Source organism: Bradyrhizobium sp. AZCC 2262 (genome assembly GCF_036924535.1).
In the GTDB taxonomy this organism is placed as follows: domain Bacteria; phylum Pseudomonadota; class Alphaproteobacteria; order Rhizobiales; family Xanthobacteraceae; genus Bradyrhizobium.
The window spans coordinates 6,868,585-6,891,846 of record NZ_JAZHRT010000001.1; the positions used below are offsets into that span (position 1 = coordinate 6,868,585).

Genomic DNA, 23,262 nt, shown 5'->3' on the forward strand with positions numbered 1-23,262 from the left:
CGATGACGAGCCTGAGGGATGTCGACGCCCATGGTACTATCGTCGGCTCCCCGCGAAGTCAGTTGAACCGTCGACTGACCTCCGAACAGGTCGGCGATGCGATGGCCGTGATCCGAAATCGCGGCGTGTCGCGTCGGCGCGGGCGTCGAGCTGCCGGCAGCGAACTCGATGTGGAGACCGGCCTATGACCACCGCTCCTCCCATGCAACGGTCCAGAACCCAACTGGCATCGGCCTATGCCCCCAACAGCCTGTTCACATTCGAGGGTGGTGCCGGCGCCTGCATGGCCATCTCGTTCTCGGGAAATCGAGCGGCCGACGACGATCTGAGGACCGTGACGCGCAGGCTGATCGGAGAGCAGATCCAGGAATATTTCGACGCCTGGATGTCGCGTGCAACCAGAGGCGTCGGCCTGCTCCATCCAGTTCCCAATTCGCTCGCCGTCGACAACCGCGTGTTGAGGGATGACGTCGTCGACGTGGCCCTCGGCGACCTTGCCTTCCAGGTCCCCGACAGAGTGGGCTACGTGCCCTTCCCGCTCGCATTTGTCTGCGGCCGATGCGGTCTTCACCGCGAATGCGACAGGGTCGAATCTCTGCTCTCCGAAGCCGAGCGCTTCCGCGAGTCCTGTCCGGGAGGCAGAGACCAATGCTCCGACGACTGGCAGCAGCTCGATGTCGTGATGGCGCACTGGTCCGGCGAAGTCGAACCGATATCTCCCCGGTACAGGTACTGGTCGATCACGGGCGAAATTCATACCATCCGTAGATGCGCGTCCTGCGATTCCGAGCGTTTCTACCTGCGACGCCCGCCCGGCCCCTTCTCGGGCTGGCACTTCGAGTGCGTGGCTTGCCGCACACCCCGTCAACTGCTGCAGCGGGACCGCTGGACGCTGGGGATACTCGGACCGCTCACGACGCAGACCGAGCCGCAGGATCGGGCCGTGTTCGCTGAAATCAACATGGAGCCGATCTCCTACCGGGCATCGGCTGTGCATTATACGCACGGCGATCGACTACTTGTCTTCAACGAGGACCGCTACCTCCAGCTTCTCGCGGGGGCGCGCGAGGCCGAACTCGCGACATTTCTCGCTGGCAACTTCGGATACCCCGCCACGACCTTCACGGATCAAGAGAAAGAATCGCTCCTGCGGGACGCCGGTCGGGGCAACGAGTGGTCGAACTACGCCCAGCTCCGGTTGGTGGCACAGATGCTGCTGGGAAACCCAGCCACGCCGCGAGCGATGATCGACGCGCAGCTTGCAACGATCGCGAGGATGGATGCCGACTGGAACGCGACCGTGTTCGCGCAGCATCGTCAGGCAGAGCCGGGAATCGTGAACGCCTGCGCGGCACGGCACGAATTCGTGCGCCGTTTCGATCCCATCCGGATGGCCGTCGAACACAGGACGCTCGCCGAGGAAAAGCTCCACGGCGGCCAACTTGCTGACGGCAAACAGATCTCCGTCGACGTGACGGTCCTGGACGAATTCCTCTTTCCGGACGAAGTAACCGAAGAGGCAGAAAGGGAGCAGATCCGTTCCGCCTCGCGCCGACGGCTGGATCTTCTTGGAATTGCCGAGATGCGATTAGTGCGAGACGTTCAGGTCTGCGAATACACCTTCGGGTACACGCGGACGTCGGCGACGCCGACCGTGCGGCGCGACAAGGCTGGACAGGGAGAGATGCCGGTCCGCCTAAGGCTGTTCGACCGGGTGATGGTCGGTGAGGCGCCTCGACATCCGGTCCTCTGCCTGATGCAATCGAACGAGGGCTTCTACGTTCGGCTGGAAGAAGCGAACGTGCTGCGTTGGTTGTCCGTGAATGAGATTCCTCTCGGTCCGGCTCCCAACGGAGTACGCCTGGGCGGACGTCTTATCGAAGAATTCGCTCTCATCCAGGACAATGATGACGTCAGGTTCTCCCGCTTTTTGGACGAGTATCGTCGGGAACGAAGCGTCATCAGGCATGCTTACCCGTTCGTATATACGCTCCTGCACACGATGGCCCATCACCTGATCGAAGTATCAGCGTCGATGTCAGGACTGGACCTTGGCTCCTTCGGCGAACACATTTTCACTCCCGATCTAGCCTTCCTCGTCTACCGCCGGGGCATGACGATGGATCTCGGAAACCTTTCCTCCATGTGGAGGGAACGGGGCGACCGCAACTTCGGAAATGAAGTCTTGAACAAGATGGTCGATCCCACCAGCCTGCGCTGCGGCTCGGAAAGCATCTGCAATCATCGTGGGGGTGCATGTCCCGACTGTATCCTCATTCCCGAAAACGCCTGTTTGACGCGCAACGAACTACTGTCGCGGTCCGTGCTGATCGGACGCGGCAAACCCCGCTGGGACGCCGGGACGAACGCCATTCGAGGCTACTACGAGGTCTCGCGCGACAGTCTTGGCGGCAACCCCTCGGGCTAGAAGGCGTGGGTTCTTTGGCGCTCCAGCCATAGCTTGGCGAACACAGACCCGGCGAAGAATTGATGCTGGCAGCAGGCAGCTCCGGTTGGTTCTGAGCGGAAAGAAAATCATGCACACACTTCAGGAGCTTCTGGAAAAGGAATTGAGGAATGTAGGCGCATTTACCTTCAATCAGCTTTGACGTCGTCCGCTTTCTTCACGGCCTCGCAAAGCCAGGAGCGCAGCACGAGCTCGTATCCGGGAGGCATTTGCTCCTTTATGGAATCCAGGCACAACGGGTCATCGGCGTGTTGTAGCAAGTACGGGTCGGCAACCTCGGTAAGCGCAGCGAGCAGGCAAAAGCGCTCGCCGGCCGGTACCGTCGGGACTTGGTGAAGCAATTCGCCGGCGATCGCCTGGTGCCGTTGGCGTTGCAGTGCCTGAAGCGCTGCGTCCTCGACGTCTTTTTCGACGTCACGCGTCAGGACGTGAAGGCAATCCGCCAGCGTCGCATCTTTTTGCCAGCCGAGAATTTCGCAGGCTGCCCTGCGCCGTTGTGGAGCATCGGACTGACAAAAACCCAACAGCGTTTCCCGCAGCAATGTTGGATCAGCCATCCATCGCAGCAACCGCGCTATCATCTGGCGGTCTTTCCGGCTTTGATGGAAATAGAACTCCTTCAGCACGGCATCTGTCGCCCGAACAGCATCTATTGCAAATAGACGCGTCGCGATCGCCGCGTCGAACTCCTCCCACAATTGCCGCTGGGCAGCTTCGAATGCGGTTTCTGGATCAAATGTCGCCAGTGCGGATATGGCCTCGGCAGCCGACCCGTTGCCGCGCCTTGCCGTCCCCCACGCAAGCTCGTAGAGGGCTTCGCGAGCGGCTTCATCGCCTGCCTTCAGCAACTCCCGTTGGATATAGCCCTCCATTCCGAAAGCCACGGGGCTCTGACCGAGCCGCCGCAGGAACGTGCGTGCAGTTTCGGCGCCGTCCTGAAAGCGCAAGAGTGCGAATGCCCAGCTTAGCTCACCGCTTCGCATCCTGTGCAACGGATGGTTCGCGAAATGCGCTAGGAGCGGCGCATGAGCTTCGGGCTCAGATTGCTCGAGAAGGTACTGCGCCACCCTGTCGGCCTGACGTTCATCACCCAGCATGGCGGTCAGTTTCTGATTGAGTCGTAGGTCATAAACGCCCAGCTCCTGCAAGGCGAACACGGCGATGATGGCCTCCGCGCTTGCCGCTGAGATGGATTGGAGATGTTTAATGATGGCCGCACCAACGTCCCGTCGCTTGGAAATCCCGAGCGTCATCAAGGCAGCCTTGCGGCTCGCCTCATCGGGGTCGGCAAGGTCGGCTATCGCTTTAGCAGCGTCGGCGTCACCAAGCGGCTCAAGCTGTGCCAGGTAAGGTAGTGCCGATAAAGCAAGGGCCGCCCCCGATCGCAGCAACGTGAGGACCGATGCGCGTTCGCCTCTGATTGCCAATACATTGATGAGGTTGTATTGCTCTTCGCGGGTCGGCGCTCTCGAGGCGATATCGCGAATCCTTGCGGATATTTCATTTGTTGAGACCAGGAGAGCATCGCGCAAGCCATCGACGCGAGCGAATTCGCTCTCACGGTGCAGCTCCTCAAGCACGAACTGACCGAAGGCCTGTCCGCCGAGCTTGAACAAGAGGTCTCGAAATAACCTGGAATCCCAGTCGATGCTCAGACTGTTACGTCCCGTCAGGCGAACGGCGCGATCGAGCAGAAGCATCTCCAGCCGGCTTCCGCGATATTCTGCCAGAACAAAGAGGAGATCCGGCCGATAGAGGCTGGCACCCAGCCGCATCAGATGGCCCACACCGCCTGGCCTCCACTCGGTCTGTGGCTCCATGTCAGCGAGCTTGTCTGCCAGCATGTCAAGAATACGGCGGAGTGTTGTGGCATCAAGCTGCTCCTGCCATTGCTGGTAGATGATCGCAAGATCGCGAATTCCTTCAAAACTGCCGTCGAAAACTGCCAGCAGCGCTGCGTTCGCGTGGGCGCCCGTCGCCAGAAAGAGCCCCGGCAACCACCAATTGGTCGTTGACGTCAGGAGTGATTGCCGCATCACAGGCAGGATGTTCAAGGCACGCCATGGCGCCAGCCGAACGAGCGTGTCGAAGCGGAGGGCCTGCTCGAATTTGTCGCCACCTTCTAGAATCCATCTTTCGATGAAGTCGATATCCTGATCCGAACCGAAGGCGCGCAGCCCCTGCGCCAAGCAGCCTCGGTTTTCGGACACGTCAACGAACAGCGCTGGCCGCAACCGAACCCACAAAGGTTTGGCCTGATCGTGCGGCAAGCGCAGCAGCAAGTAGACGAGTTGGTCCTTGCGGTCGGTGTGGCCGCAGACCGTGCGCGCAATCCATTCCGGGTCCTCGCGGGCGCTTGGAACAAGTGCAGCAAAGCTTTCCTCGACCTCGAAATATTTTCGGGCTTGGGTTTCGCGCGATTCCGACGCGAAATCGGCTTCGCGGTGCAAATGTATCGCCCAGACGCGGTCAAGCAAAACCGGTACCGGCACGGTTGAGAGAGCCGTCAGCGCCGCGGTGTCGGCGTCCCTGTTGTCTAGATCGAGGAGCTGCGTCACCGTCCCGGAAACATCGACGCCGTAATCGCGGGCCTGGACGATAAGACATTGGCCGATCTCACGCGCAACAAGCCGATGATGATCGCCACTCAATGGCTGCTTCAGCACGACTGGCACTGCTGGCAGGAGTGCCACGCCCAGCGTGGGGAGCATCTGCCGGCAGAAATCCTCTTCGGTGACGCGCAGGTCGTGGGTGCTGCAAAGCCTCCGGATGAGTTGCGCCACGGCCACGATCGAGTTGTGCTTCAGGAGGAGCCACAACAGGTCCATTGGGACATAACCGAGTCTCCGGCTCGCAAAGTCCTGGGTCCAGTCGCCATCGATGCGGAAAATGCGCCTGAGAATGTCGCCGGCTTCTGCAATGGGCATCCGACCGGCGCGGATTGCGTCGCAAAGCCCGACAGCGACCGCCCAATTGAGGAGCCGGTCGTGGCCCATGGCCACGCCGCCCTCCACTGCCTGGAGCAGGCCGGCGTCGATCAACCTCAGTCTCGCTTCGTCGCTGAGCTCTGCATCCCGAATTTGTGCATCCGGCCACGGATACTGAACGCGTGGCGCAAAAACCGTGGCAGCGAGACGTATAAGGTGATGCTTGTCGCTTGGATGGTCCGACTGCTCGCCAAATTGGTCTGTTGCTCTCTTCCAGAAGCGATCGATGAGGACGTATTCATTTTGCGGCAGCCAGCCACGCTCTGCGACGCGGCCATAAAGATTTGCCAGGATTGGCCGACGCAGCAGGGCAGCGACGTCGTCCGGCAACTGATCGAATTCAAGTTGTCGCGACCGGAGATACCGGCGCAGCTCCTGCAGGGAAAAATCCGTCACTGCCATGCTTTGCGCGCCCGGGCATTGTGCCGCGATACGCTCTGCAAGTCGTGAGGATGCAGAGACGATCAGACGTATCCCAAGCCGAGCCCAGTTTTCGAGGGCGATGTCGCGCAGCAGCCTGGCGTTCTGGACATCGTCCAGACATACGGTCAACCAGAAGCGCTCATCGTTCCGGAATTCACGCGACAGGCGTTCTGCAATCACGTTGATGGGCGACGGCCTGTCAAATCCCACCGAATGCCATATGCGTCCCACGATTGCCCGTTCGACAGCCTGCAGGTCGTCCTGGCCAGACAACAGGATCACCAGATCTCCGCGTCGTTGCAGGTCATAAGCGAGGCTGGCAAGAGTCCAGCTCTTGCCCTGTCCCCCCTCTCCCGCAATCACAAAGACGGCCGTAGTCTCTGAAGGGGCAGATAGCGGCCGGACATCCGCGCTGGGCTCGTAGCCCAACATGCGGCAGGCATGGGTGAGGTCCGCCTCCAGAACAGACGGCAGGCGTGCAACGATGCCAAGCCGCGCGACATTCAAGCCGGCCTGCCCGAGAAACTGTCTGACTTCGATTGTCCCACCGTGCTGAGCGACTTCAAAAAGCCGGCCGACAAGTTCGTTACGTTTACCTTCGATATCCTCGCGCGCGTCGACCAGCCTGCCGAGGACGGCATCAATGCACCGGGTGACCTGTGCGACGTCGAATTTGTCGACGATCTCGAGGGCGGAAAGAAGCCGCAGCAGGGCCTTGTCGTCAGTGGAGCTGCACTGCAGGCGTTCCGCAAGCATCGACAGATATTCAACCGGCGTGACCATAGCGCCTTCGGACGGAATCTTATGGCTCCGCATGTTTAGAACGCCGCCTGCATCCGAGCTACGCACCAAAGCGAGGAAGCGCTGCAGATCGTCCACCTGACAGGTACCGTCCGTCACAAACCGGAGCCTCAAAGGTGTACCGACCGGCGCCGCGCGAGCGGCATCGAGAAGATCGGGCAAGACCCGCTTGATGAGTTCACCTGTTGTCCACGCGCGGCTAGTCCGCCTGCTCTTGAACTGTTCGACGACGAAGATGGACTGTTCCGCAACGGCAAGATCACCGGCAGGCGGCTCCAGCGTAAGCGTCGCATCTTCCTGCCCGTCGTCCGTCAGCGCCAGGCTGGCAACCTGCCCGAGGCTGCAAAGGATCTGGTAGAGGAAGCCGCGTATTGCGACTTGGCCCCCACTATTGTTCATTTCGCACCCCAGTCCGTTGCCGCATGCACCGCCGAAAGCTGACGTCCCCATGGGGTAACGAGAATGATGTCCTGAGACCTTCGGCCGCGCCGTTTGATGATATAATCGCCTTGCGCAAGCCGAGCGTGTTCTGAAACTGGAAATCGCTTTCAGGTTCGGAACCGTGTGGTTGGATTGGGAATGGCAAAATTCGTCCTCGCGAAATCGTCGCTCGTCTTAAAAGAATGAACCGGAGTGTTTCGCCACGATCTGCTGGCCTGTGACCTTGGCCAAGAACTGCTCGGGCAAAATGCGTTCGACGACGGCTAAAAAGGCGTCGATAATCACGCGCATATGGTCGAGGTCGCCCTCTTGCACGCGCCGCCAGATACTCGGGCGATAGCGCACAATGATGGATAGCGCATAGAGAAGAACGACAGATATCGCCCGGTATTCGCCAATCACGCCAAAGATAGGGAGAATGAGAGCGTTTTGTTGAAAAGGACTGTGGTGGACATGAAGGCTGTCCCACCAAAGCTTTTCAGACGGATGTTCCACGGCAACCCGAAAATGACGGCCGCCGCCTTCGGGGGGCACCTCGCCGATTTCGCTGATCGGCCCAGGAAACAACGCAATGTCCTCTTTGGTCACGCGCCCTGTATCATCGACCAGAAGGACATAGCTGCGGGTTACAGGTTTCTGATCGCCGAACAAAGACATGCCTCGATTTGCCGTTTGATCGTAGACCGGCATGATCCAGCGTGGCTTCGCCGTAAATATATTGGAAAACAGGTCGGACAGCTCTGGGATCGAAGCAAACAGAGATTCGATCGTGAGCCAACTATGCTCTGGCGCCGACACGAGCTCACTATAGCGGCGCGGCTTGCTGTCGGGGAATTGCGTGATCTGCGTGCCCATCGTTTTCGCCCAAGCCGGGAAAAATCCGGCAGGCAAGACACCGACAACGATTTGCTCCAATCCGTCGGATACTCCATCGACGGTATAGAGCCCGTGACCGGCCTTAGTGCTGTCCTCGATGTCCGAAAGCGCCTTCGCGCCACGTGGCGCGGCAAGCATTTCCGCAAAAGCAAAAGAGAGACTGCCGTAGTAGAGATTGAGCACCCGCTGGCTGAAGGGTTGCCCATCCCTGGCTTGAAAGTAGTCAGATGCGTTGCGCAACGCGTAGGCTACGCCCTGAGCCTTTGACTGCATCTTATCGACGCCCAGCGCTACATGTTCGGCTGCCGCGCGAGCCTCGATCATCTTACGCGCGAGCGTGACGCTTTGAAGCTGGCGCAGCCGCAACCAGATTGCCTCGATCGGCTCGTCGGAAAGAAGCAACCGCGGCCTGAGGATCGTCGGGTCGGCTACTGGCGCCATCTCTTGGCCGTCGGGCACAAACTTTCCATCGGCACTCACTCTATTCCATTCCAAGAGCACTTCATGGAAATCATCGACCGAACCGACGGGCTTGGTAACGCCTTGGGTGAACTGTTCGACGAGGTAAGGCTGGCCATTGATGAAGATGTGTTCAACCTCGGCAGCGAGAGACTTGTAAATCTTGTTGTCGGTGGCGGAGCTGTAAATCAGCGCGATGGTGTGACGATGGCCGCCGCGTTCGGCAGAAATGATGAGGCCGTCCGGGAATTCGCGTTCGATCTTCTCCGACCAATTATGGGTACGGAGTTTTTCAAAGATTTTCTGTTCGGCGTCTCTGTGGAGGATATCCATGCGCATTTTTTGTCCAGGATCGGAGGCCTGCATGGCGATGCTCAAGCGGCCGCGGAGCCGACGACATGATCCCGAAGAGCGATAGCGGCGTGGCTTCCCCGGGAAACGACAGTCGCCAGCAATGCTCGAAAATCCCGCTCCAGATCGAGATCGACCGAAATCTGCTCACCCTTGCGCTCCCAACAGGCACGCAGGAACGCAATCAGATTTCCTTCAAGGCCATCCCGCCAATCATAGGAATCGAAAGTCGGGACAACCGGCGCAAGCCACCTGATTGCGGGAACAAGGAGACCGGCGGCTGCGGGCTGCGTGACCCAGTAGAGAAAGCCGGAAACCAGTTTCGACGTCTTGAACCACCGCTCGGCAACCCTCGCGAAGAGACCTTCCATGCCGGAAAGCGCGGCCGCGAACTCCGGCCTTTCGCCGATCTTGTTGATCCTTGTGCCAAAGCCGAGAAGCCCGAAAACGGCATCATCGAGATCATAGGATCGACCTGTGGCGGGATCCCATGACGGGCTTTGCAGCGTGTACTCGATCATCGCGCTCCAGATTGCGGTGAAGCGCTCGGGCGTTTGTGCAGCCCGCACACCGTCGGTGAACCACTCCCAGAAGAACCGTTCGATCCATTGATGCGCTGCCGGGCCACGGTCGAGGATCGGTTGCCATAGCGTCCGATGATCTTCGGCGGTTGTCATGCAGGGAATTGTGCGAGCCACGATGCCATAAACCCAAGTATCAAATTCGTCCGGATGATCCTCGCACCGCTGACGCCGCGGGTCGATGATTACGGGAACCAGCCCCAGCGTGATATCAAGAAACGCGCGAACGAAACCGAGCCACTTGGCCCGCTCGTCGGGCCGCGCCGACGCGAGGTCCAGCCAGGCGAACGCCGCCGAAATAATGCGAGTATCGACGCTGAGCCGACCGCGATGAAGGGTTTCGACCTCACTGCCGGGGCGATACGTGCTGATCTCGCGGCGACGAATGCGCTCTGATTCTGGGAATTGCCGGGCGCGAATGGCATCAATCTCGCGCTCGGCCTGCGCGCTCAATTCGACAATATCGGGCAGCTCAGCCGACAACCGCCGTTCGGCAAATTCCCCGATCAGCGCTTCTTTGCCAGCTTGATCGTCCTCGGCCTCAGTATCGGTCCTGAATCTCTGCGCGAAGCCAAGGGCGGGACGCTGGCCGGCCCACCAGACGGCCAAGCAAAGCATTCGATCGAAGTCCTCGCCGAGCTGTTCCCGGCGTTGAGAAGCGCGGATCAGCGTGCGGCTTGTCGTGCTGTAATGGAAAGAGAGGACGCAGGCCGCCACGAGACGGCGGGCGAGGAGGTCGTTCTGGTCATCGGCAAGAAGTGCGATGCCGGCTTCGCCGGCAAAGGAATCCCACTGCCGGTCGCCGTTGGCCTCGGCGGAGTCGAAGCGCAGCGGCGCAGGCGGCTGACGAACCACGGATGCCAGCTTGCCGCGACACCACGCCAAGCGTTCCGAGTCGGCCGCGAGCCAGTCGCGATGCTTGACGACGAGCACCGCGATAGCTCCGCAGAGCAAGTCCTCGATGTGATGCAGCGGATCACCGTCATTGGCGAGCCGTGGCGAAAGGTCCTCAAGTCCCTGGACAAATTCCCAAAACTGGGGGAGTTGGTCTTGCGAAAATCGCTCGTCTGAATCGAGCAGTTGCCGCATCTGGAAGGGAAAGCTGGTGATGGTCTGATCCGTGGCGATGCGCCGAAGGTCTTCTTGATTTTTCTGCTTGACCTCTTCCGACCAATCGAAACTGACGGCCACGCGTTTCCCGTCGCGCACCTCGAAGATGTAGTTGCCGGGATCCAGGCGTTCGCTCAGCAGACGAAGAGCTTCGGGCTGTTCCTCTCCGTTGAGGTCCGAAATCCATCCCGCCCGCAATTGGGCAAGAAAGGGCCGCTCTGCTTCATCGGCGACCAACGTTTCGACGATGCCGCCGCCGATATAGAGCAGCATGTCCTGTCGATGCGACATTCGATACCAGGCCCGGCCAAGCTCAATCATGGCACCGGGCTGATATGCCCAAAGGCCTATGGGATCAGAACCGCCCGATCTGCGCAGCGTGACAATTTGGCGATCCCAATCGAGAAGCAGCCAGTTCTGGAGGAGCGGCGTCAGCACACCGGCGAACAGAGCCGGGCGGTACTTCCCGACATCGAGCAGAAGGCCAGCGAAGGCAAGCGACTCGCTTTCACTCAGAATGCGGTTGATCCACGGATCGACATCGTCGCCGCGTTCGATCCTCTCATAGAGCCACCGCTCTACCGCCATCAGCACGCAGTGAATCATCGAGCCGAACGTAACCGGCCAATCGTGATGCCAACGAAAGACGTTCGAATTGCCGCACCAAAGGCGGGTTTCATTTCCGATGCGAACATTGAGCCCGTCACCTTCACAGAACCGCCGGCTGGCGAAATTAACGAGCCGCAGCGCAAAGGACAGCCCTTGATCCGGCGCCTCCTTCAGAAACTGAAGGAAAGGCCCGCGGCAGTACAGGGGTGGATCGCCGCCGTTCCAGTGATCAAGGCCGGTCTCCGGCATTGAGCTGCGACCGAAATCCTCGTGCTGAGGGGATTCGATGCAGACCGCCAACAACACCTCGAGAGCGGCGTCGGGCCGTGCGCGCGCGAGCGCTGTAAAAGCTCCGGAGTCGAGACAGGCCTCTTGAAATGCATTCTGCACGCCGTTGCGCGGGCCATCTGGCCAAGCATCACGCAATTCGCCGCGCGGAAAGGCCGGAATGAACTGTCGCCGACGTTGTCTTTCCGGATTCGCTTCCAGAAATTGGCGCCGTTGTTCGCGCTGACGTTCATGCGCCTGTTGGACACGCGTGGTTATTGCCGAGTCAAGATCGCGCCGCTCCGCAAGTTCAAGGCAGAGCTGCGCAACTTCGTCTGGCAGTTCTGGCGCGGCGGATAACACCGCCTCGTAGACAAGCTTGTCGTGGCCGTCGGAATAATAGTTGCCCTCGGCGTTGAGCGCCTGGACTTCGCGGCCAATGGCCAAGGCCAGTTCGGCGGCCTCTTTCCGCCAGGGCATCGGTTGCCCCTCGTCCAGTTCGACCGGGACCGACTTGAGCCACAGCGCGCAAAGCTTGGCGGCCGCATGGGGGACAAGTCGCGCAACCTCGTCGCGATGCCCGTTGAGCACGGTCAGCATCGGCCCCCAATAAGGCCAATACGGCAGCCGGAACAGGTGATCCCACTCGCTCTTGCTTTCTGTCGCGGACAAGAGCGCGCCAATCCGCGGATCTGGCAGCGTCGCGACAAACATGAAACGCCCGAGCATCAGCCCGAGAAGGCGGCCGCGATTTGCCGTTAAAGCCTCCCAACTGCGCTGGAGCAGCGCGACTGCATTCGTCGCAAGAAACAGCGCTTCAAGGAGTTGATCGCGGATAATCGCACCTTCCTCGGTACCATCCTCCAGCCCCTCGACGGCCTGCCGCCAGCGATCGGGGCCATCGTCGGCCTGTTCGAGAAGCCGCTGTCCAAAGAGGCGCATCGCGCGATGCCAGCGTGGCAGCTTCGCACGGGCGCGGACAGATGGCGCGCCAAGACCCGGCTCGCCGATCAGTACATTCAGCCGAGCCCAGTCGCCAAGCATGTCGTGGGTAAATCGTACGCGCTGGTCGCGGATGCGCACAAGGTCCGAGGCAGTCAGGCTTCCCAGCGCGGCCTGCTCGCTTTGTTCCAACTGGGTACGCTGCACACTGGCGAGAAGCGTGTCGCCTTCGAGCGTGCCAAGCCGCATGAGGAGATGCGAGCGGCCAAGCTGGTCGGTGTCGCCTTCGACCCAGCGTTCCCAGAGCGCATCGACCATGTGGCTGACGCCAATGATCGAGGCTGGATTGATTGCCTTTCCGGTTCGCGCTGCCGCGACCAGCCAGTCAAGGATTTTCAGGTTCGTCAACAAGGGCCGAAGCTCGGGCCGCAACGATGCCCATTGCAACTCCGAGATCGGAGCAACAAGGCTTTGAATGTCGTCGACCGATGGCAGATCGAGTTGCGTCGTTCCGTGCAGGGTGGCAGGCAAGCCGGCCTCGATGAAGATACGGATAAGCTTAGGCGCCGGCTCGACCTGGCCTGTCACCAGAAGATGCACGTGCATCGGACCGTTTTCGGCGAGCAAAGCCTGCATCCAGCGGAGTGCGAGGCGTTGCGCATGCGGCGAGTAGCGCTCGAAGCTGTCGAAGACGATCAGGCACGGCTCGGGCGAGGCGGACAGAATGTCGCAAAGCGGATGAACAATACCGATATCGCGTTCGAACGCGGCTTCCGTGTCGTAGTCGATCGTGGTTTCGGCGAGCCACAGGCACCGGCGGTAATCGCCCTCGCCAATCCGCTTCGCCAGCGCGGACTTCCCGCTTCCGGACTCGCCAATGAGAAAGCACGCGCGGCCCCGATTGAGGCAGTCGAGCACTTTGGCGCGCGCGTCATCGCGAGGCAGCGGAGGCAAGCCGGAAATCCGGCTGCGAATATCGGCCATAAGCTCGCGGCTCGAGCGGTCGAGGGCTTCCCAATCGTGCCGATAGTCCGGATGGTCGCGCAGATTGAACTCGCCACCCAGCTCAGCAAGCACGCCCGCAAGGTCGAGCGATCCGCCGGCCCTTTTGGCGTCCGCAATGGCAACGAGGCGGGACCAGAGGCTCTTGGCCTCTTCGGCATCGCCAGACCGCAAAACATTCTGGCAATCGCGAAGCGCGTGGTCATGATCGCGCGACGGCGTGGCCTCGAAGTCGAACCGCATCAATCGCACTTGGCAAAGGAGTTGCATCGCCGCGGTATCGCTGGCGTCGCCTTCGTTGCGAAGCGCATCGGGGCACCGCAGGCTGTCGAATAGCGCGCGCTGCAACGCCGACGATTGCGCGCCGTCGTCGGCTCCGGGCTCGGCGAGCCGGGTGAGCATACGGTTGGGCGTCGTGATCAGGGCATCGCTGACCAGGTTCGACCAGGCGTCTTCGACATCCTGCGACAGGGTGCCGACCATCAGAACAACCGCATCGTCGCTGCCGCGAAGGACACGCTCGGTCTTGACGCCGAACCATTGCGCCCAGATGGTGGCGACGAAGTCCCGGGGAAAGCCCGCGCCCGTGACTTGCCGATCGCTTTTGATCGAAATGCCGGCGGCGCGCTTGCCGGTGGAAGCCGAGCACTCGATCACAAGATCGTCTGCAAGCCAGCCCAGGTCGCGTCCTTGCCACTGCACGCGGTCGATTTTACCGAAATCCGCACCGAGCCTGTTGGTCCCGGCCAAGAGATCGAGAAGAAAGCGCGCGGCAATGCAGTTCTCATTGCGGAAGCCGGTTCCGGCAGTGAGCTGAACGGGAGCTTTCTTCTTCGGTGTGGCCTTCGTCATCGTGTGGTCCCAGCTTCTAGAACGTTTCGGGAACATCTGCAATGGGCTGGCCGACGAGCCACCGCCTTCGACTCATGTCACTAACGTACCGGTCGAGCAACGAAGTGGCATATCGCATCCGCGTTCCGCCACAACGGGCGGAACCGCCATGTAACGTGCTTGGGTAAATCGTCAGCACGCCATCGCCTTGGTTTTCGGTCCGAGGCGACCGGGTTGCATTGTCGATGTTTGTTCGCCGACCCGCGGGCACTCCTAAACGCAAAGTGTAAAGCGCTGGGTCTCGCTGCAGAATGTTCGCTCGACCCCAGTCGTTTTGAACGACATGGTCTGATGCTCCCGAAACCCTCCACCACGATTTCCCAGCCAACGACTTAAGTCATCAGCGGGATCAGCCGCGCCATGGTAGCTACACGGTAGCTACAGCACTCTTTGGATTTTGGAGATTTTGTCTAAGCGTCTGATTTGGCTGGTACAGTTGGGTGGGCTCGAACCACCGACCTCCTGTTCCACAGACAGGCGCTCTAACCAACTGAGCTACAACTGCATCGTCGCGCGAGGCCCCAAAAAGGGGGTCGCGAATGGGCCGGAAACTAGGTGCAACGCCTCGCTTTGGCAAGGCCGCGAAGCGCCTGATTGTCGTCGTCCGGAAGGCATTTTGCGTTCATTTGGGGGGGGGCCTCCGGCCGGCCCCCGCCGGCCCCGCCAAATCGTCCCTTATCATCCCCTTGGGCAGCAAAAAGCCCGGGCCGATCGCCCGGGCTTTCCGTGATCAATACCGGAAACGATCAGGCGGCCGGCTTGTAAAGCTTCGAGGCCGAGACCTTGATCGGCTCGACGGTCTCGGAAGCGACCTTCTGGCCGAGCTCGGCGAGCTCCTTGGCCTGGGCGGTGAAGGTCTCGTACTGCTTGCGGGCATGCGAGGTCCACAGCTCCATGGCCGCCGCCGGCGTCTTCACGCCGAACAGCTCCTGCGCGAAATCGAGCGAGGACGAGGTGTTGGCCTTGAAGAACTCGATCAGCTTGGCGTTGTACTCGCTGGCGCCCTTGCTGGCCGAGGTGAACACGGCCTCGATGGTGCCATTATGGGTTTCGGCGGCATCCTTGAACTTGGCGTAGCTGTCGCGGGCCTGCGAGACGCCCTTTTCGGCAAGCGCGCGCATCTGCTCGGGGACTTCGAAGGGAATGATGGAGGCGGAGAAGGGATCGGTGGAGCTGGTCACGGCTTGCATCCTTCACAACGGGGTTAAACGATGTTCCTCCTTGCGGACGCCGGGCGGGCAGTCGGCCGGACGCCGAAGGGATCACGTACACACACATTCACGGGAGTGCCCATTCGCGGGCTCGCCCAATAAGCACCCATATCGTGTCAAATTTGTGCAATGCACTGCAATTTCTGGTGCGTCGCCACAAATTTAACGCGGCATGCGGGTTCCAACAGGCTACCCGTAGTGGCTTCTCGCCAATGGCGGCAGGTCAGGCCTTTGGCTTCGCCGCATCCATGGCGGCCTTGCCGACGGTCTGGCTTATTTCGCTGGCCTGCTCCGCCAGCGCACGCATTTGCGCCTGCACATATTCGCTGTGTAGCCGCATCACCTCGGACAGATCCTTGGCCTTCAGCAATGATTGCGCGTGATCGAGCGAGGCCTGCACGTTCTTCTCGGCATAGGCGATGGCCTTGCCGCTGACATCCCTGGCGCCGGCGCGAACCGTGGCGTTGCGCTCCTCGATGGAGTCGGCGGCGGTCTGCGCAGCGCCAACGAATTTCTCAAAAGCCTTGCGGGCCTGCTCGACGCTCGCTTCCGCCATCGACCGCATTTCCTTGGGTATCTCGAATCGGTCTCGCACTTCGTCACTCATGGTGCGTTCCTTTGTCTTGGCTGGGATTGCGTCCGGATACCGTCAGGGGGGCCGCATCCTGGACGGATGCGGCGCCGGGGAGGTTCCCCTTTGAACCCTTAACGGCCGTTCACCATCACCCAACGCAGCCCGCGGCCAAAGGGTCCCGCCGGCGGCCGGATTAAGGTTATCCCTGGCTAAGGTTACCGCCGGGACCGCCGGGCCGTGGACCTGCCGCCGCCGGCTTGCGATAGTAATGTTCCCTTAACGCTGTCGGCATTCTGGCTGCCGATCCTGATGCCGGGCGGTCATGTAGTCGCGATGCAGGGTGCGGAATTTCACTGGCTGGCCTCGAGCGATCCGCGATTGGCGGCCTATGCGGCAAGCCGCCTGCCCGCCTGGCTGTGGACCGCCGACGGCAGCCGGATCCTGTGGGCCAATCCGGCCGGCGCCCGCCTGTTCGGCGCCGACAGTGCCCCAGCCCTTGCCGAAAAGACCTTCGGGCCGGCCGACCGGCACCGGCGGCAGATCGCCCGGCTCGCAGGCCGGTTGCTCGCGAACGGCGCCATCCGGCTGGAGCGCTTGCAAGGATTTGGCGCGGCGCCCGGCGGGCTTGCGACCTGCGGCGCTTCGCGGTTCGACTTTCCCGATGGCAGCCACGGCGTTCTGATCGCCGCCGGCAACATCGCGCTGCTCGCGCCGCGCCCGGCGCAGACGGAGTCCGCCAGCGAGATGCCGCCGGCCGCCACATCGTCAGCGCCACCTTCATCGGCGCGACCGCCGCAACCGAGCGCACCCGTCATGCCCGTCATCGAGCAACCGATTGCCCCGCGACCGGTTGCCGATGACCAGCAGCCGGCACCATCGGGCGAAGCGCCCGCCGGGTTTGCGTTGTTCGATGCGTTTGCCGAGCCTGCCGCCGCCGACGAGCCGCCCGCGGCCGAAACCATTTCGCGCGCGCCACCCGCGGTCGACGTATTTGGCCTCGAAGCCCTTGCCGGCCAGCAGGCGCGCCGCCTGCCGCTGCGCTTCACCTGGCAGATGGATCGGGAAGGCCGCTTCACGCTCGGCACCGACGAATTCGTTGGGTTGATCGGCCCGCGCACTACGGCCGCCTTCGGCCGGCCATGGCGCGAGATCGCCGAGACTTTTGGATTCGATCCCACCGGCCGGATGATGCAGGCCTTTGCGACGGGCGCGACCTGGAGCGGCATCACGCTGAACTGGCCGGTGGACGGCGGCAGCACATTGCCCGTCGAACTGTCCGGCCTGCCGATCTTCGATGCGGCGAGAAATTTCATCGGCTATCGCGGTTTCGGCGTCTGCCGCGATTTCGATGCCATCGCGCGGCTCGCCGCCCTACGGCTGGCGGAGTTGTCCGGCGAAATGGTGACGCCGCAAGAAGTGCCCGCTGCGCCATCTGCCGAGCCGGCCAGCGTTGCATCGCCTTCATCAGACGAATTGCCTGAACCGATTGCTGCCAAAACCTCTGCTGCAGAGCCTTCACATCAAAAAGATTTGGAAACGCACGTGGAAACTCCCAAGGAAGGCGTTGAGGAAGGCGTCGAGGACGCGCTGACTGAAACCGCAACGGAGTTGCCGGCAGACGCTGCCGCAAACGTCCTGCCGTTCCGCGTCCCGGGCGAAGCGAAGTCGCTGTCGCTGTCGCCGGTTGAAAACAGCGCCTTCGACGAACTCGCGCGGCAATTGTCGGCGCGGCTCGACATCGAGAACGGCAACGGGGCGGACGAGGCCCGCGAAACCAACTTCGACCCGCTGGCCGCACCGGCTGTGCACGAAGCAGCGAGCGCGCCGCCCGAATGGCTGGCGCCGCCCGAGCCGCCGGCGCGTGGCGAAACCGCGCGCGACAAGGCGCTGCTCGATTTGCTGCCGGTCGGCATCCTGATCTACCGGCTCGACCGGCTGCTATATGCCAACCCCGCCTTCCTGACGCAGATGGGCTATCCGAGCCTGCACGCGCTGGAAGATGTCGGCGGCCTCGACGCGCTCTATGTCGAACCCGGCACCTCCAACGCCTCCTCGACGTCGGACACCGGCAGACCGGTGACGATCTCCGCAAGCCTGCCCGAAGACGCAGATACGCCGTCATCGGCGGCAGACGCCCGCCTCTACACGATTTCATGGGACGGCGATTCGGCACTGGCCTTGATCTTCTCAGGCACGCAACATGAGAGCGTTGCGATCGCGGCCGCCATCGCGCGAGCCGAGCCTGCATCGGAGCCTGACGCCTCCGAACCTTCGGTATCGGAGCCTGGCGGCTCCGAACCGGCGGATGTCGGCCATGCCAATGCCGAAGACCTCGCCGCCATCCTCGACACCACGGCCGAAGGCATCCTGATGTTCGACGCCGAGGGCAACATCCACGCGGCCAACCGCAGCGCCGAAGCGCTGTTCGGCCATAACGGCGACGAACTCGCGCGACGCAATCTCGCGGAGCTGTTCGCGCCCGAAAGCCAGCACGGCGTCTTCGAATATCTCGCCGGCATCAAGGCTTCCGGCGTCGAAAGCCTGCTCGATCACGGCCGCGAGGTGCTGGTCCGCGAAAGCAGGGGCGGCATCATCCCGCTGTCGATGACCATGGGCCGCACCCGCCCCGATGGCCCGAATTTCTTCGCGGTGTTCCGCGATCTGTCGCAAGCCAAGCAGACCGAGAGCGAATTGCGCGAGGCGCGGCGGCTGGCCGAACGCGCCGCCAATGCCAAGGCCGACGTGCTGGCCCGGATCAGCCACGAGGTGCGGACGCCGCTCAACGCCATCATCGGCTTTTCCGAAGTGATGATCGCAGAGCGTTTCGGCGCGCTCGGCAACGAGCGCTACCTCGAATACATGAAGGACATCCGCGCCTCCGGCGAACGCGTGATCGCCATCATCAACGACCTGCTCGACCTGTCGCGGATCGAAACCGGAAAACTCGATCTCGCCTTCACCAACCAGAACCTCAACGAACTGGTCGAGAGCTGCGTTGCGGTCCTGCAGCCGCAAGCCAATCGCGAGCGCATCATCATCCGCACGTCGCTCGCACACATGCTGCCGCCCGTCGTCGCGGATGCGCGGGCATTGCGCCAGATCACGCTGAACCTGATCGGCAATTCGATCCATCTCGCCAATGCCGGCGGCCAGGTCATCGTCTCGACCGCGCTGTCCGATTTCGGCGAGGTGATGCTGCGTGTCCGCGACACCGGCCACGGCCTCAACGACAATGAGGTCGCCGCCGCGCTGCAGCCGTTCCGGACGCCTGCGCCGTCGGATCGGGCCGAGAGTTCGGCCGTCAGCCTGTCGCTGACCAAAGCCCTTGTCGAAGCCAACCGCGCCAAATTCCAGATCAAGACCGGCAGCCGTTCGGGCACGCTCATCGAGATCTTGTTTCCGCACGCGGTGGCGCGCGCCTAACGCCGCTGGCCGCGTGACGGTCCACTGCAGGGGTTGGACACAAAATATCGAAAACAACCCCATGCAAAGTAGAATGGGCCTGGCTGCGGAACGTGTCGCGACGGGCGACAGTCCTTCTGGACAGCGGCGGCTTTTCCGGCTGATATGCGGCGAATTGACACACAATGGCTCGCCGTGAGCCTGGAGGAAATCCCATGATTCCGTTTCATACGCGCCTGTTCGGCGCGGCTGTGGCGCTGACACTTGCAGCAGGCAGCCCTGCCCTCTCGCAGCAGCTCGAGCTCAAGATCATGGCGCCCGCAGCACCCGGCGGTGGATGGGATCAGACCGCACGCTCGATGCAGCAGGCGCTGGTCGCCGCCAAGATCGCCCGCAGCGTCCAGGTCACCAACGTGGCCGGCGCCGGCGGCAGCGTCGGCATCGCGCAGTTCGTCAACGGCGCCAAGGGCGACGGCAACCAGCTGATGGTGAACGGCTTCGTCATGGTGGGCGCGCTCGCCATGAACAAATCGCCGGTGACGCTCGATCAGGTGACGCCGATCGCGCGTCTCACCGAAGAGATCCAGGTGATCGTGGTGCCGGCGAATTCGCCGATCAAGACGGCGCAGGATCTGGCCGCCGCCGTGAAGGCCGACATCGCCAAGGTCACGTTTGCCGGCGGCTCGGCCGGCGGCGTCGACCATGTGATGGCGGCGTTGTTTGCAGGCGCGATCGGCGCCGACGCCAAGAAGGTCAACTACATTCCATTTTCCGGCGGCGGCGAGTCGCTGGCGGCGATTCTCGGCGGCAAAGTCACCGCGGGCATTTCCGGAATGAGCGAGTATGAAGGACAGATCAAGTCCGGCAAGCTGCGCGCGCTCGGCATAACGTCGGAGAAGCGCATCGCCGGCAGCGACATTCCGACCTTCAAGGAACAGGGTATCGACCTCGTGCTGGCCAACTGGCGCTCGGTGGTCGCACCTCCCGGCATCACGCCGGCCCAGCGCAAGACCCTGAGCGACGCGGTGGAGAGCATGGTCAAGTCGGATGCCTGGAAGGACATCCTCAAGCAGAAGGGCTGGGATGACGCCTATCTTTCCGGCGACGCGTTCGCCGACTTCCTGAAGAAGGAAAATGCGCGCGTCACCGACGTGCTGAAGTCGGTCGGCCTCGTCAAGTCATGACAGACCTTCCGCAGGGGCCGGCGTCGCGGCGCGTCGACCGCGCCGGTGTCGTTATTGCGCTCGCGCTCGCCGCACTTGCCGTGATGCTGGTATGGGACTCGCGGCAACTGCCAACCACCACGATGTATGGCATGGGGCCCGAGGTGATGCCGGTCGTCATCGCCATCGGACTTGGTTTGCTTGCGATCGGCAATCTGATCGACGCGCTGCGCGGCAACCTGCCGCCGCGCGAGAGCGCCGATCCCAGGGCTGTCCTGCTGATCCTCGGCGGGCTGGCGCTGCTGATCGCCATCATCGGCCTCGGCGGCGGCTTCATCCTTGCGACGTCGGCACTGTTCGTCACCACGTCGGCGGCCTTTGGACGACGCGCCATTCTCGCCGACTCCGCCATCGCGCTCGTGATGAGCACGCTGATCTATCTCGCTTTCGATCGGCTGCTGACGTTGAGCCTCCCCACCGGGCCTCTGGAAAGACTGCTGTAATGGAAACTTTCGCCGCGCTCGCGCATGGCATGGCTGTCGCCGTGCAGCCGATGAACCTGCTCTACGCGCTGATCGGCGTGTTCCTCGGCACCGCGGTCGGCGTGCTGCCCGGCATCGGTCCGGCACTCACGGTCGCGTTGCTGCTGCCGGTCACCTACAAGCTCGACCCCGGCGGCTCGCTGATCATGTTCGCCGGAATCTATTACGGCGGCATGTATGGCGGATCGACCACGGCGATCCTCATCAACACGCCCGGCGAGAGCGCATCGATGGCGACCGCGCTCGAAGGCAACAAGATGGCCAAGGCCGGCCGCGGCGGGCCCGCGCTGGCAACGTCTGCGATCGGTTCGTTCGTCGCGGGCACCATCGCCACCATTGGTCTCGCCTTTCTGGCGCCGTGGCTGGTCGATTTCGCGGTGCGCTTCGGCCCTGAAGATTATTTCGCGCTGATGTGCGTGGCCTTTGTCACGGTGTCCGCCACCTTCGGAGATTCGCCGATCCGCGGACTGACCAGCCTGTTCGTCGGACTGACGCTCGGCCTGATCGGCATCGACAAACTCACCGGACAGGCCCGGCTTGCTTTCGGCATTCCCGAACTGCTCGACGGCGTCGAGGTGACGACGCTTGCTGTCGGCCTGTTCGCCGTCGGCGAAGCGCTTTACGTCGCATCGCGCCGCCACCACAGCGAGGAGAAGATCGAGCCGGTGCGCGGCTCGCTGTGGATGACGAAAGAGGACTGGAAGCGGTCGTGGAAGCCGTGGCTGCGCGGGACCATGTTCGGCTTTCCGATCGGTGCGCTGCCTGCCGGCGGCGCCGAAATTCCGACATTCCTGTCCTACTCCACCGAGAAGCGGCTGGCGAAACATCCGGAGGAATTCGGCAAGGGCGCGATCGAAGGCGTCGCGGGACCGGAAGCCGCCAACAACGCCTCCGCCGCCGGTACGCTCGTGCCATTGCTGACGCTCGGCCTTCCGACCTCGGCAACGGCGGCGATGATGCTGGCGGGCTTTCAGCAATACGGCCTCAACCCGGGACCGCTGCTGTTCGCCGAGCGGCCCGACCTGGTGTGGGGCCTGATCGCGAGCCTCTTCATCGCCAACGTGATGCTGCTGGTTCTCAACCTGCCGCTGGTCGGCCTGTGGGTGAAGCTGCTCGCGATCCCGCAGCCGTGGCTGTACGCCGGCATTCTCGTGTTCGCGACCATGGGCACCATCGCGGCAAAGCCGTCGGTCGTCGAACTGTCGATGCTGGCGGGTTTTGGCGTGCTTGGCTTTCTGATGCGCCGGTTCGATTTTCCGATCGCGCCGGTCGTCGTCGGTCTCATCCTGGGCCCCATAGCCGAAAGCCAGTTGCGCCGCGCGCTCGCCATCAGCCTCGGCGATCCCCTGGTGCTGCTGCAAAGTCCGATGTCGGCCACGCTGCTCGGCATCGCGCTGTTTGCGTTGCTGGCGCCGTTCGTGCTGAAGGGACTGGGCCGGTTCAAGGCGAGCGAGGATTAGGCTCAGTAGTCATTAATCCAGATTCGTGAACACGGCTTGATCGATGTCCGCTATCCCGCGCTTGGCGGAACCGCGCTAACTCTTCCCGCACTTCGATAAAATTCAAGGAGCTCTCTCGATTTATTCCCTCAATTTCCTCGATGTTGAAGTGAACGCGATTGGGTTGAAGCTCCTCAAAAAAGCTAAAGATGACTTCCGGATCGCGAAGCGATTCTCGAGTCAACACTGCAATCACATGGAATGGAATTCCAAAGGACCTCAGCCGCTTGATACCTGCCACCGTCCTGTGAAATGTACCTCGCCCATTGCGCGAGACCCGGTACCGATCATGCAGCTCTTGCGGCCCGTCAATGCTTATTCCTATCTCGACTTGGTGGTCGCGGAAGAGAGCGCACCATTCGTCACTAATCAATGTTCCGTTCGACTGGATGCAGTGCTTAAGGCCCACTTGTGGAGGACGAAACTCTTCTAAAATGTCAAATGCCTTCCGGTAGAAGGTTGGCGGCACAACCAACGGTTCTCCAGCGTGCCAAAGGATGGATAGGACGTTCGCAGCATATCCGACCCATTTCGGGCCTAGCCAAAGTGGCTTTCTAGCGGGGGACGGCTCTTGAAGATCACGAACGGCACAATTCTTGCCCTTTCCAGTCTGCCCGGAATGCATCCGCCTGCGGATCGCCTGTTTCCCGGGCATTTTTGGATT

Annotated in this window: 13 protein-coding genes and 1 tRNA gene; 7 read left to right on the forward strand and 7 right to left on the reverse strand. The window is 61.9% G+C overall.

The features are described 5' to 3' along the window. Nucleotides 1-184: 184 nt before the first annotated feature. The gene (locus V1283_RS32235; protein ID WP_334390657.1) at nucleotides 185-2,428 is read left to right on the forward strand and encodes a hypothetical protein; all 2,244 of its coding nucleotides are present in this window, start codon (nucleotides 185-187) and stop codon (nucleotides 2,426-2,428) included. Nucleotides 2,429-2,595: 167 nt separating this feature from the next. On the opposite strand, the gene V1283_RS32240 is transcribed toward V1283_RS32235, so the two are convergent. The 3 genes from V1283_RS32240 to V1283_RS32250 all read right to left on the reverse strand — a co-directional run bounded on the left by V1283_RS32240 (nucleotide 2,596) and on the right by V1283_RS32250 (nucleotide 12,941). Then, nucleotides 2,596-7,077 carry a hypothetical protein gene (locus tag V1283_RS32240; RefSeq protein WP_334390658.1) on the reverse strand — a complete coding sequence of 1,494 codons (4,482 nt, stop codon included), beginning with the start codon at nucleotides 7,075-7,077 and terminating at the stop codon, nucleotides 2,596-2,598. A gap of 216 nt (nucleotides 7,078-7,293) precedes the next feature. Beyond that, nucleotides 7,294-8,820, reverse strand: a complete 1,527-nt coding sequence (locus V1283_RS32245) for a YaaC family protein (RefSeq protein WP_334390659.1) — start codon at nucleotides 8,818-8,820, stop codon at nucleotides 7,294-7,296. A gap of 8 nt (nucleotides 8,821-8,828) precedes the next feature. Further along, nucleotides 8,829-12,941 (reverse strand): hypothetical protein, encoded by a 4,113-nt coding sequence (locus tag V1283_RS32250; protein ID WP_334390660.1) that lies wholly within the window; start codon nucleotides 12,939-12,941, stop codon nucleotides 8,829-8,831. On the opposite strand from V1283_RS32250, the gene V1283_RS32255 reads away from it, so the two are divergent. Then, nucleotides 12,915-13,652, forward strand: a complete 738-nt coding sequence (locus tag V1283_RS32255) for a hypothetical protein (protein ID WP_334390661.1) — start codon at nucleotides 12,915-12,917, stop codon at nucleotides 13,650-13,652. The two genes, V1283_RS32250 and V1283_RS32255, sit on opposite strands and share 27 nt — an antisense overlap. A gap of 21 nt (nucleotides 13,653-13,673) precedes the next feature. After that, nucleotides 13,674-14,252, forward strand: a complete 579-nt coding sequence (locus V1283_RS32260; protein ID WP_334390662.1) for a hypothetical protein — start codon at nucleotides 13,674-13,676, stop codon at nucleotides 14,250-14,252. A gap of 383 nt (nucleotides 14,253-14,635) precedes the next feature. Here V1283_RS32260 and V1283_RS32265 read toward each other — a convergent pair. From V1283_RS32265 to V1283_RS32275, 3 genes are all read right to left on the reverse strand, one after another. After that, nucleotides 14,636-14,712 (reverse strand) — tRNA-His (locus V1283_RS32265). 241 nt (nucleotides 14,713-14,953) lie between these two features. Further along, the gene (locus tag V1283_RS32270; RefSeq protein ID WP_334390663.1) at nucleotides 14,954-15,388 is read right to left on the reverse strand and encodes a phasin; all 435 of its coding nucleotides are present in this window, start codon (nucleotides 15,386-15,388) and stop codon (nucleotides 14,954-14,956) included. A 253-nt stretch (nucleotides 15,389-15,641) separates the two neighbouring features. Beyond that, nucleotides 15,642-16,025: a phasin family protein gene (locus V1283_RS32275; RefSeq protein WP_334390664.1), complete on the reverse strand. Its 384-nt coding sequence runs from the start codon at nucleotides 16,023-16,025 to the stop codon at nucleotides 15,642-15,644. 300 nt (nucleotides 16,026-16,325) lie between these two features. Between V1283_RS32275 and V1283_RS32280 the strand changes: the two genes are divergently transcribed. The 4 genes from V1283_RS32280 to V1283_RS32295 all read left to right on the forward strand — a co-directional run bounded on the left by V1283_RS32280 (nucleotide 16,326) and on the right by V1283_RS32295 (nucleotide 22,559). Then, nucleotides 16,326-19,415 (forward strand): PAS domain-containing protein, encoded by a 3,090-nt coding sequence (locus V1283_RS32280; RefSeq protein ID WP_334393253.1) that lies wholly within the window; start codon nucleotides 16,326-16,328, stop codon nucleotides 19,413-19,415. Nucleotides 19,416-19,609: 194 nt separating this feature from the next. Continuing rightward, nucleotides 19,610-20,578 carry a Bug family tripartite tricarboxylate transporter substrate binding protein gene (locus V1283_RS32285; RefSeq protein ID WP_334390665.1) on the forward strand — a complete coding sequence of 323 codons (969 nt, stop codon included), beginning with the start codon at nucleotides 19,610-19,612 and terminating at the stop codon, nucleotides 20,576-20,578. Continuing rightward, nucleotides 20,575-21,060 carry a tripartite tricarboxylate transporter TctB family protein gene (locus V1283_RS32290; protein ID WP_334390666.1) on the forward strand — a complete coding sequence of 162 codons (486 nt, stop codon included), beginning with the start codon at nucleotides 20,575-20,577 and terminating at the stop codon, nucleotides 21,058-21,060. The genes V1283_RS32285 and V1283_RS32290 overlap by 4 nt, the downstream gene beginning before the upstream one ends. Continuing rightward, nucleotides 21,060-22,559, forward strand: coding sequence for a tripartite tricarboxylate transporter permease (locus V1283_RS32295; RefSeq protein ID WP_334390667.1), 1,500 nt, complete (start codon nucleotides 21,060-21,062; stop codon nucleotides 22,557-22,559). The genes V1283_RS32290 and V1283_RS32295 overlap by 1 nt, the downstream gene beginning before the upstream one ends. Here the strand turns inward: V1283_RS32295 and V1283_RS32300 are convergent. Continuing rightward, entirely contained in the window at nucleotides 22,540-23,253 is a 714-nt protein-coding gene (locus V1283_RS32300; RefSeq protein WP_334390668.1) for a radical SAM protein, read from the reverse strand. The two genes, V1283_RS32295 and V1283_RS32300, sit on opposite strands and share 20 nt — an antisense overlap. Between the last annotated feature and the right edge of the window lie 9 nt (nucleotides 23,254-23,262).

What these genes read in the sequence shown, in the direction of transcription:
- V1283_RS32235 (WP_334390657.1), top strand. Translation starts at nt 185, where the DNA reads ATGACCACCGCTCCTCCCATGCAACGGTCCAGAACCCAACTGGCATCG.
- V1283_RS32240 (WP_334390658.1), bottom strand. Translation starts at nt 7,077, where the DNA reads ATGAACAATAGTGGGGGCCAAGTCGCAATACGCGGCTTCCTCTACCAG.
- V1283_RS32245 (WP_334390659.1), bottom strand. Translation starts at nt 8,820, where the DNA reads ATGCAGGCCTCCGATCCTGGACAAAAAATGCGCATGGATATCCTCCAC.
- V1283_RS32275 (WP_334390664.1), bottom strand. Translation starts at nt 16,025, where the DNA reads ATGAGTGACGAAGTGCGAGACCGATTCGAGATACCCAAGGAAATGCGG.
- V1283_RS32280 (WP_334393253.1), top strand. Translation starts at nt 16,326, where the DNA reads ATGCAGGGTGCGGAATTTCACTGGCTGGCCTCGAGCGATCCGCGATTG.
- V1283_RS32285 (WP_334390665.1), top strand. Translation starts at nt 19,610, where the DNA reads ATGATTCCGTTTCATACGCGCCTGTTCGGCGCGGCTGTGGCGCTGACA.
- V1283_RS32290 (WP_334390666.1), top strand. Translation starts at nt 20,575, where the DNA reads ATGACAGACCTTCCGCAGGGGCCGGCGTCGCGGCGCGTCGACCGCGCC.
- V1283_RS32295 (WP_334390667.1), top strand. Translation starts at nt 21,060, where the DNA reads ATGGAAACTTTCGCCGCGCTCGCGCATGGCATGGCTGTCGCCGTGCAG.
- V1283_RS32300 (WP_334390668.1), bottom strand. Translation starts at nt 23,253, where the DNA reads ATGCCCGGGAAACAGGCGATCCGCAGGCGGATGCATTCCGGGCAGACT.